The sequence below is a fragment of the Tardiphaga sp. genome (assembly GCF_041424195.1).
In the GTDB taxonomy this organism is placed as follows: domain Bacteria; phylum Pseudomonadota; class Alphaproteobacteria; order Rhizobiales; family Xanthobacteraceae; genus Tardiphaga.
The window spans coordinates 1-10,335 of sequence record NZ_JBGMOE010000001.1; the positions used below are offsets into that span (position 1 = coordinate 1).

Consider the following 10,335-nt stretch of genomic DNA (forward strand, 5'->3'; position numbering starts at 1 on the left):
TCCTTGCGGCCTTCCTGCGTCGCGCCAATCAGCACGAGGAATGCATTGCTTTTCGTCCTCGAGGTGCGCTTCGAGATGGATGCCGTCCGCCCAGATCTAAACGTAGCGCTTCGCCGACAGATCGCGCCTCTACTGCGGATTCCGATTATTCCGGACGCCATCATCCCGTAGCTGCGATTGATTTCAGGGTCGTAGAACGAGGCCCTGTGGACGCTGGATTTCAAATTGTCGGGGACCACAAGGCGCGGTACCCCGCCAAAATCGAGCGAGACGCGGGCCAGGAGCCATTCCGCGAACTGATAGTCGGCATCCGGCAAGGGCGCCAGAACCGGCATCTCGACGGTCTCGAACAATTGTCGGCGGCTGACGCTGATCCGGCGCATGACGTGCGCGTTGATGCGCTCCAGCGCCGCGGCGATCGCCGGTCCGGCTCGGGGTTCCTTGAAGCCTTTGGCCATACCGTGGAGACCGAGGCTACGCAGTAGGTCGAGGGTGGGATGGGTAAGCATGCTGGATTTTCCTTTCAGTGGAAGTAACCGGGGCCGCGTAGCATTCGTCTTCATACTGGTCACCGCAGCGCTCGCCTATGGCGGCTACCGGATGCTGATGCCAGTGCAATCTTCATGCGCAGTACGAAACGTCTGTTTACGAAGGGGATAACAGTTAACACAAGCACAGCGGCGCTTTTGATTGCAGAGCTTGGGATGCCCGCTCAAGATTGCGCCGCCACTAAACTTGCCTACGGCTCCTTGTCCGAAGAAAGCACGTCCATATGCGCTTTAATCTGATTCGTTTCAGCACGAGGCGAGCTGTCACTAACGGGTCGCGATCGCATCCTCTTTGGAGCTTTTCTCGATTGCGGCCGCTGATGACAGAAAAGCGGTACGCACTATGCCTGCCAATTGTCTCGTGTTGAAAGCGACAACGATCAGAGCCAGTACGAGGTAGGTCCAGGCAAGCCAGGTGAGCGTCAAAATCGTGCGCGCCTCGTCGTTGCGGTAATAAAAGGCCAATGTCACCTGAACGAAAAACAGACCCGCTAGAGCCGCTGCCGACGAGACGCCAAGGCGCAATCTCAGAAGCAGCGCAAGACCGAAGAGCGATTGTGCGGCCGTGAGGAAGAACTCTTCGCTTTGACGGGCGTCGAGCGGTAAGGCCGACACGCCCCCGGCGCCGATGCTCATGGCAAGCGGCAGCATACCGACAAGCAGCGTCCACTGATTGATCTTGTCGCTCACCATGGCAGTCAGGGCGTTGCCGGCGCGGTTGGCCAGCACGAATAGGACGGCAATCGAAACTGCGGGCGCCTCGCTGGCCAGCGGAGCCAGCCACTGGATCAACAAGAATTCGTTGATGCCAATGGCACGCCCGGTTTCTACCATTGCCTCGGCGAATGGCTCGGCCGCGGAAAGAATGACCGCGCAGGCCGTCAGGGCGAGCGCGCCAATGGCGAGCCATTGCCTGGCAGGAGAGAGTTTGTTGAGCGCCGCCGCCGGTCCCGCTTCCTCTGCCTCGTTCGGATCGTCCGTCTTGGGAAGATTTCTGACGCGCCAGACATAGGCGGCGAAAATAGCCCCCAGCACAGCAAAATCCGTAAGCGAAATCCTTCCCTTCATTAAAATGACGAATGCGTAAAGGCTCGCCAGGAGCAGGAAACCGATTTCGACGGCGTTGGCGGGTGCCAGGCTGATCGCCCGATGACGGTCCTTCGCCCAATGAAGCAATACCATCAGCGGCCACGCCAGCCCCACGAGCAGGCGGTTCGCTCCGGTCATATTGGCGGCGGCGTAGTGGACATATTGCGATTCCGGGCCGGCGCGACCGGCCTGAAACGCATAATAAAGATCGACTGCGTATTCGGGCAGCACGGTGACGAGCGCCACAACGGCCAGGATCAATCCTTGCGAAATGTGCTGCTCGGCGGCCTCGGCCCCCCATGAAAGGAGGAAGCCCGCCGCCAGAATGGCGACACCAAAGATCGCGGCGTCCAGAATAGGACCGGGCCGCAGGCCCAACCCGCGGAACAGAACGGCAGGGATGGTCGCCAGCAGGGCCACCGCGACGAGAATGAGGAAACGTCTCACGGTCATACCCTCCAAGTGCTGGCGAACGGTCGTTAATAGAGGCAATAAGCTGCGCGTTGCAAGAAACCAATTGCGCCCGGCCGTCATAATTTATTCGTTTGCCTGTCGAATGTTTGGGACAATCGAGCGATGTTTCGAAGTTGTTCCTAATCCAAAAACCGCGAGATTGCCGATAAGGGCTGACCAAATGACAGAAACCGCTCCTTCGCGAGGCCATCATCCCCGCCATGTCGCGGATGCGGCCATGGACCGTGCCCAGCTTTTGCAGCCAGGCCTGACCTGCTGGCGGGTGGAGAACACGCATCGGCTTGCCCCGATTGTCGATGCCGCGGCCTATTTTCGGCTGGTTCGCGACGCTCTCCTGCGCGCGCGTCATTCGGTTCTGTTCATCGGCTGGGAGTTTGACACCCGCATCAAGCTCGATCCGAGCACGCCGCTGCCCGGTTTGCCGGATACGCTTGGCGCCTTCCTGTCCGCCCTCATCGATCGTCGGCCCGGTCTGCGGGTGCGGGTGCTGCAATGGAACCTTGGTCTTGTTGGAACGCTGGTGCGTGGAACCACGCCGCTCTATCTGCTGAATTGGATAAGTCGCAAGCGCTTCGATTTTCGGCTGGACAGCGCCCATCCCCCGGGGGCGGCCCATCATCAGAAGATCGTCGTGATCGATGATGCGCTGGCATTTTGCGGCGGAATCGACATGACGGACGACCGCTGGGACACGAGGGCCCACAAGGATGACGATCCCCACCGGGTGCGGCCATCCGGTCGTTCCTATGGTGCCTTTCACGATGTCACCATGGCGGTCGACGGACCGGCAGCCAAGGCGCTCGGCGACCTGGCACGCGAGCGCTGGCGGCGGGCAACCGGAGAAAAAGTCGAGCCGGCTGCATCGGCCGATCCCGATCTCTGGCCTGCCGACCTCACGCCCCTTCTGCGCGATGTCGATATTGGAATCTCCCGCACCCAGCCGCCGTATCAGGGCGAGCCCGGCATACGAGAAATCGAAAGGTTGTATCTGGCCGCGATCGCTGCCGCGCGTCGAAGCATCTATATCGAGGGACAATACTTCGCGGCGCGCTGCATCGGCGAGGCGATTGCGGACCGGCTGCGCGAGGCCGACGGGCCTGAAATCGTGGTTATCAATTCAAAGCGCGCGCGAGGCTGGGTCGAGGAAAAAGCGATGGGAGCTGCCCGCCGACGTCTGCTCGGCTACCTTCGCAGTGCCGACCATCACGGTCGTTTCCGGATTTATGCTCCCGTGACGCCCGCGGGAGCTCCGATCTACGTCCACGCAAAAGTGCTGGTGGTCGACGACCGGATTTTGCGGATCGGATCGGCGAACCTGAACAATCGCTCGATGGGCTTCGATACCGAATGCGACCTTGCAATCGATGCCCTCGGCAATGAGGCGATGGCCGAAACAATCTCGCAAGCCGTTGTCGCGTTTCGTAACGAACTTCTCGCGGAGCACCTTGGCGTCAGACCCCAAGATGTGAAGGCCGCGCTCCAGCGGGAAAAAGGTTCGGTTATCAGGTCGATCGAAGCGCTCCGATCCCGCTCAGGTCACAAGTTAGTGCCCCTCGATATTCCGGACGCGGATCCGGCACCGCTGAGCGAGGGCGAACTGCTTGATCCCGAGCAGCCAGAACCGCTCGTGGTCATGCTTGGGCATGCAATTCAGGATCGCCTTATGCGTCTCAGGCAATAGTCGGCCATCCGAGCGGAACTATTGTCCATCCTCCCCGGCGAGCTTTCGCAACTCGTTGGGATCGTCCTTGCCAAGGACGACCTTGGCTACCTGATCATAGGCGCGAGATGCCTGGACCAGTTTGCTCATCTCCTGCACCGCGTTGACGTTGGAGCTTTCCAGCACGCCGGAGGCGAGGCGAACCTGAGCGGGTGGTATTTCGGACGGCGATGATACTGATGAGAACAGGGCTCCGCCCTGTGGGATCAATTTCCGCGTGTCTGAAAATTTGACTAGCTGCAATCGCCCCCTCGGCCCTTTTTCGGTTAAAACAGTACCGTCCGGCGCGATCGAAACGGTGCCGTCTCGTGGCAGAAGCGTTAGTTCTCCCGCTGACGTCATGACAACATTGCCTGCCATCGTAACGAGGCGGCCGCGATCATCGATAGTGAGCGAACCGCTGCGGGTATACATATTGCCGTTCTGAGTGCTTACGACCAGGAAGGCTTCATCGCCCACAACGGCGACGTCCATCGGGTTGCCCGTTGCCCTCAGCGGCCCTGGCGAAAAGTCCACAAATCCGGTCGACGCCACCAGCGACCGCTTCGGCGACGCAGGAATGTCGTCTTCCTCCGCTTGAGTGAGATACTCGCTAAACCGAACACTCTGGCTTTTGAAGCCGGAGGTCGTCTGATTTGCAACATTGTTTGCGATGGTGTCGACGTGCTGCCGGAGCGATATCAATCGCGATAGACCAATAATGGTTTTGTCGCCCATGATGGCTTCTCAACTGGTCTAGGCTGGTGACTTATTCCGGCACCTTTAAGACGTGTCACATTGCACGCGACGCAAACGAAGCGGTGCCAGTGCCGGCGGTCGTCCAACTTCTTTGAAGTTTGCGAAAAACCCCTTCCGCGCAATGCGGATTAGCAACAGCCATCATCGAGCAAGATAGAGTGTTCTTCCTTAGACGATTCGCGCGATTCACATCTGCGACAAATCGCGCTAAACGTGCTTTGATGGGCGCTGCGTCTCGAATATCTGCTGCAGCTTGTTCGGATCACGACGTTGCTAACCATGATCTCGTTTCCAGCACGGGATCCATGGCTGCCCGCGTCTTTGCAATTTGCATCGCGTAGGGCTAAAAAAAGCCCGCATTGCTGCGGGCTCAGACCGCTGACAAACCCCGTCGATTTTCGGCGGGGTTTGTGTTTTGAGGACAGGTATTGGGAAGGCGTTGTGGCTGTTCAGGCGAGACCGGGCCTGGGAGCCAGCGCGAGCGCGATTTTCTTGATGTTCTGGGCGGCGGCGGCGAGCAGGCACTGGCAGGCGACGGCGATCAGGCCTCGGAACCGCGCGTAGCGGTGGCCATGAAGCTGCTTGGCGTCGGCGAAGGAGCGCTCCACGGTTTCCTTGCGGCGCTTGTAGATGCGCTTGCCCCACGGGGTGAGCCGATGAGCATCGCTGCGTTCGCGCGCGTCCGCCCAGACATGACGAGTGATCAGGCGGGTGGCGTTGCGGCTGGAAGTACATGAGGCCAGCAGCGGACAGGTTCTGCAGATCGCCGGATCGCTCTTGTAATGCCGGTAGCGCGTAGGCCAGCAGTTGACCTTGCGGGCAGCGGTAGCCATCCACGTCCTGCTGGTAGGTGAACACCTTGCTCGCCATCATGCCGGGCCGCGGCGGGGCTGGCCGGCGATAGCCGGTCACCCCAAAGATGCTCCGTTGCTCCCTTGTGCGATGCCCGAGGTGGCATAGCCCGCATCCAGCCCCACGGCCCCGACCTCAAATCCGAAGCGATGCCGCTGGCGATCGAGCCGGCCGAGATAGACGATCGAGTCATGCACATTGGCCGGCGTCGCATAGGTATCGGTGATGAGGTCGAGCCGGCCGTCCACGGTGCGGTGATCGAGATAAAAGAAGCCCTTCGGCTTGCCGTCCCGCACCATGTAGCCGCTCTCGGGATCAGTGCGGGAGATCTTGGTCTCCTTCTCGGCCGGTTGGCGGTCCTTCTGTGGCAATGGCTTCTTGTCGTGCCCGGCACGGTCTTGCTCGATGGCGGTATCGAGCGCCTCCCAATAATCCGCGCGCGAATTGGCAATGACGGCCGTGTCGTAGCGGTTCTTGTTGGCATTCGCCTTCAGATGCGTCGAGTCGCCGTGCCATCGACCAGCCCCTTGCCGATCGCCTGCTGCACGATCGCATCGAAGATGTCCTGTGCAACGCTCGTGTCATGATAGCGCCGCCGCCGATTCTGGCTCAGTGTCGAGACGTCAAACACCGGATCGGTCAGCTTCAGTCCCAAACCAGCGGTAAGCGACGTTGACCTCGATCTCGCGCACCAGCTGCCGTTCCGAGCGCACTCCGAACAAGTAGCCAATGAACAGCGCCTTGAACATCACCGTCGGATCGAGCGGCGGGCACCCATTGTCCGGGCAATAAAGCCCGGCAACCCGATCATGGATAAAGGAAAAATCGATCACCGCGTCGATCTTGCGAAGCAGATGATCCTTCGGAACCAGACCATCAAGACTCACCATCTCGATCGCGGTCTGCTCAGGCAAGGGTTTGCGAAGCATCCCCCAATGAATCAAAAGGTTCCCGCCAAAGGCGAGGACTTTGTCAGCGGTCTGAGCCCGCATTGCTGCGGGCTTTTTGCTCTTATCGACGTTCGTGGCTGTTGACGCCAACCCGATGCTCACTCCCGGGACTTAAACACCGATCCCAGGCTGTCCGTGTTGTGGAGGACGTTCCTCGTAGTACTCGCGCCGTGGCTCATGGGGACGGTCCTGATTACGACAGGTTGATCATGATGCTCTTCGCGACAATTGCCGGGTTGGTCGCAAAGCATCCGGACGCGCAGTGGACCATTATCCACCTGCGAAATGCCTTTAGTAAGTGGCCCTGCTTCGGCCCCGCTCGCGAACAGTCCGACCCCAAACAAAAGCGAAAACGTAAGTTTGTTCATATTCATTCCTTTTTATGATTGATCGCTGCTTCTTGATGCCGCTAACTTGCCCGTAAGATCTCAGTGATGGCCACCGCCATGACCGCCGAACCCGCCCCCGAATCCGCCGTGATGACCGCCGAAGCCGCCGTGATGACCGCCGAAGCCGAAGCTTATACCCGGGCCTCCGTAACCGTAGCCATACCCGCTGCCGTAACCATAATAAGGGTCTGCATAGTAAGGCGCGTAGTAGACCCGTCGAGGGGCGTAGTAGCCGTAGCTCCGGTACACGCGGCGCTGCGGATAACCATAGTGGCGGTAGCGGCGATGCGCACTGAAGTCGGTTGCTTGGCTCGTACCGCTGATTGTGGTTGTCGTCTTCAGCGAGTTGTCGGCATTTGCTGCAGGACCACCGAGAAGCGCGGCCGCACCGACGGCAGTTGCGATGGCTAATTTTCTCATTTTCCTACTCCAAAGGTGAAACTGTGGAAGAATAATCGATCAGCGGGGGCTTCGTTCCGGACCGCCAAGCCTTTATTTTGCGTAAGTAGTTGAATATTCATTCATAATTAGGAGCGGTTCGAGCCAGCACGTCGTCTGCTGTTCTTGACCGTCCTATTCGTGAGAGTGCAACTGTTTGGTCGGGTTAATGCGGCCCGCACGCCTCCACCACGAGGCGCTGGATTGCCTTTGGCGTTTCACCGCTCGATAAGCCATACTTTGCAACGCATCCTCACCAAAAGAGTCCTGGGGCACTTCAGGGGAGATCGCGTGCCGGCCTGTCGAAGGTGACCACTCGATAGAGGTAGAGGGCCAAGACCAAGACGAGAACACCGTTCCCAACCGGCTCGATCCAGCGCCCGACCGCCCCGTAGCTTTCGCCCAACTGGTAGCCCGCAGCAGCCAAAAGTCCGGTCCAGAAAAACGTTCCTACGGCAGAGGTGGCGAGGAACGGCAGGAGCGGCATGCCGGCGACCCCGGCCGGGACGGAGATCAGGGTGCGAATGCCTGGCACCAAGCGCCCGAGCAGGACGGCGGCGTGGCCGCGCTGCGCAAACCAGGCGCTCGCCCGATCGATGTCGGCAGGGCTCAAGGTGAGCCATTGCCCGTGTCGGGCGGCGAAGCGCTTCAGACGGTCACGGCCAAGCCATCGGCCTATGGCATACCAAAAGGACGTGCCGGCGAGTGAGCCGAATGTGCCAGCGAGCAGCACGCCCCAGAACGTGAGTTGCCCGCGCGACGCTATATAGCCGGCGAGCGGCATGATCACCTCTGAAGGAATCGGCGGGAATACGTTTTCGACCAGCATCAGGAGGAATACGCCAGCGTAGCTTCCACGCTCAGCGGCTTGCGTGATCCATTCGAACATTTTGACCTCCTGTGCGTTTACGGCATCATCGCCGATGCGCCCGCGTTGCCTGGAAACGCGCGTGGCGCACTTGCGTTCAGTAGGGTGCGGGGTCAAAGCCCAGCCATCGGGGAACAGGAAGGCACCACAGCCCGGCACGTCGCCTCCGCCGGGTTGAGCGGCGTTCCGCTTCTGCGACCTGGCCTGGCCTCCTGGCGGATAGAGCGCGCCAATCGTTGACGGAGCCAAAAACTTCAGGCTGGTCCGGGATGCTCTTTGCGCGCCCGCTATTCGGAGCTGTTCATCGGCTGAGAGTTTGACACCCGCATCAAGCTCGATCCCGACGTGCCGCTGCCAGGCCTGCCGGACGAGCTAGGACCGTTTCTGTCCGCCCTCGTCGAGTGGCGGCCGAGTGCGGGTGCTCCCATGGAACTTCGGCCTTTCGGAACATTGCTCCGTCATCAAGATCTGTCATCGCGAGATAAGAACATCGTATTTAAAAATTAGCACGTCACTTCCGTGGGTTAGCGGTCATAGTGGCGCGAGTTGCGCACACTCGATAGCGCATTCTTCATAATTTCGCGCGTTGTGTCTTCCGCGCTACAGCAAGTTTGGAGCAGGGTGGTAGCTTCGGGGCACAAAGATGAAACCTGAGAGATCCAAATGAAAAAGTTCCTACTCGCTACTGTTGCCTTTGCCGCCCTAGCAGGCACAGCGTCGGCAGCTGACATGGCGGCCCGTCCCTACACCAAGGCCCCGATAATGGCCTCACCGATTTACAACTGGACTGGCTTTTACATCGGCGGTCACGTCGGCGGCGCATTCGGTGGCAACAACAACATTCTGGCTCCCGGCTTCACCGGCACCAACAGCAACGACGGTGTGTTCATGGGAGGCGTGCAGGTTGGTTACGACCACCAGTTCTCACCAAACTGGGTGCTAGGTCTTGAGGCCAACTACAGCTTCCTCGACACCAACAACAACCCCTTCGTCAACCGCGGACTCGGTTCGGTCACCGGCCGCCTTGGCTACACCTGGGGCCCGGCGATGGTCTACGTCAAGGGCGGCTATGCCTGGGCTGACTCTCGCCTTACTAGCGGTTTCGGTGGCGGCACCTTTTCAAACGCCGGCGGCGGTCGCGACGGCTACACCGTCGGCGGCGGTCTCGAATACCTATTCACCCAGAACTGGTCGGGCAAAATCGAATACCAATACTACGACTTCGGTACCCGAAACGCTCTCTTCACCAGCGGTGCCGGCGTTGTTACCGCCGTTGGGTTTCGCAACGACGAGCACACGATCAAGGCCGGCCTGAACTACCGGTTCAACTGGGGTAACGCGGCGGCTTCTCACTACTGACGGTCATCAAGATGCACATTCAGGGTCAGCCGGACGGCTGACCCTTTTTTGTAAGCCGGGATAACTCGGACCTCTCCGCGAGGAGAGCTATCGCCAAATTTTGGTGACGGCCTGACCGGTTAGGCGGCGGCGGTTGCGGGCTGACGACGGTCGGTTTGGCTTGGCGATGACCTCGTTCCCGTCAGCGGATGTCACACCGAGAACGAGTTTTGGCAACTGGTTACGACCGTCGAGACGACGCCAGCTTTTCTGTGCGCCGTCGATCAATTTGAAGACCATCGCAAGCGCGGTCCTGTTGGATAGGCAGCCCTTCGATCGGATCGTGCGGTGGCGCACGGTGGCGAAGGTGCTTTCAATGGGATTGGTCGTCCGCAAGTGCTTCCAGTGCTCGGCTGGGAATTCGTAGAATGCCAGCAGCGTGTCTCGATCCTTAGCGAGACAGTCGGCCGCCTTCTCGTATTTCAGCGCGTAGCTGTCGATGAAGGCGTCGAAGCCAGCTCGGGGGCAACCTTGGTTTCGGCCATCCAGATCTCCTGCAACGCGCGTTTGGCTTTCGGCTGCTGGCTCTTCGGCAGCTTGGCGAGCACGTTCGCGGTCTTGTGCACCCAGCAGCGCTGCTCGCGCGTTTTCGGCCAGACCTCGCCGGCCGCCTTCCAGAACCCGAGTGCGCCATCAGCGAGTGACGAGCCGCGGCGGCACGTCGAGCCCGCGCCGCTTCAGATCGAGCAACAGACCGCGCCAGTCGTGCGCGCTCTCGCGGGCGCCATCGGTGAGCCAACCAGTTCCTTGCGGCCTTCCTGCGTCGCGCCAATCAGCACGAGGAATGCATTGCTTTTCGTCCTCGAGGTGCGCTTCGAGATGGATGCCGTCCGCCCAGATCTAAACGTAGCGCTTCGCCGACAGATCGCGC

At 60.0% G+C, this 10,335-nt stretch carries 6 protein-coding genes and 3 pseudogenes; 2 read left to right on the top strand and 7 right to left on the bottom strand.

The annotated features are described in order from the left end of the window. Positions 1–129, bottom strand: a pseudogene (locus tag ACEK02_RS00005) (IS256 family transposase); the annotation flags it as partial. A gap of 686 nt (positions 130–815) precedes the next feature. Next, positions 816–2,084, bottom strand: coding sequence for a sodium:proton exchanger (locus tag ACEK02_RS00010; protein ID WP_371419775.1), 1,269 nt, complete (start codon positions 2,082–2,084; stop codon positions 816–818). A gap of 244 nt (positions 2,085–2,328) precedes the next feature. Between ACEK02_RS00010 and ACEK02_RS00015 the strand changes: the two genes are divergently transcribed. Next, positions 2,329–3,792 carry a phospholipase D-like domain-containing protein gene (locus ACEK02_RS00015; RefSeq protein WP_371419776.1) on the top strand — a complete coding sequence of 488 codons (1,464 nt, stop codon included), beginning with the start codon at positions 2,329–2,331 and terminating at the stop codon, positions 3,790–3,792. Between the two features lie 18 nt (positions 3,793–3,810). On the opposite strand, the gene ACEK02_RS00020 is transcribed toward ACEK02_RS00015, so the two are convergent. From ACEK02_RS00020 to ACEK02_RS00035, 4 genes and pseudogenes are all read right to left on the bottom strand, one after another. Then, positions 3,811–4,548, bottom strand: coding sequence for a flagellar hook-basal body complex protein (locus tag ACEK02_RS00020; RefSeq protein WP_371419777.1), 738 nt, complete (start codon positions 4,546–4,548; stop codon positions 3,811–3,813). Between the two features lie 470 nt (positions 4,549–5,018). Next, a pseudogene (locus ACEK02_RS00025) lies at positions 5,019–6,350 on the bottom strand (IS1182 family transposase). Positions 6,351–6,799: 449 nt separating this feature from the next. Then, on the bottom strand, positions 6,800–7,180 hold the full coding sequence (locus tag ACEK02_RS00030) for a hypothetical protein (RefSeq protein ID WP_371419778.1): 381 nt from the start codon (positions 7,178–7,180) through the stop codon (positions 6,800–6,802). A gap of 295 nt (positions 7,181–7,475) precedes the next feature. After that, entirely contained in the window at positions 7,476–8,087 is a 612-nt protein-coding gene (locus ACEK02_RS00035; RefSeq protein ID WP_371419779.1) for a DedA family protein, read from the bottom strand. A 642-nt stretch (positions 8,088–8,729) separates the two neighbouring features. Between ACEK02_RS00035 and ACEK02_RS00040 the strand changes: the two genes are divergently transcribed. Continuing rightward, positions 8,730–9,425, top strand: a complete 696-nt coding sequence (locus ACEK02_RS00040; protein WP_371419780.1) for an outer membrane protein — start codon at positions 8,730–8,732, stop codon at positions 9,423–9,425. 119 nt (positions 9,426–9,544) lie between these two features. Here ACEK02_RS00040 and ACEK02_RS00045 read toward each other — a convergent pair. Beyond that, positions 9,545–10,335: pseudogene (locus ACEK02_RS00045) on the bottom strand (IS256 family transposase); the annotation flags it as partial.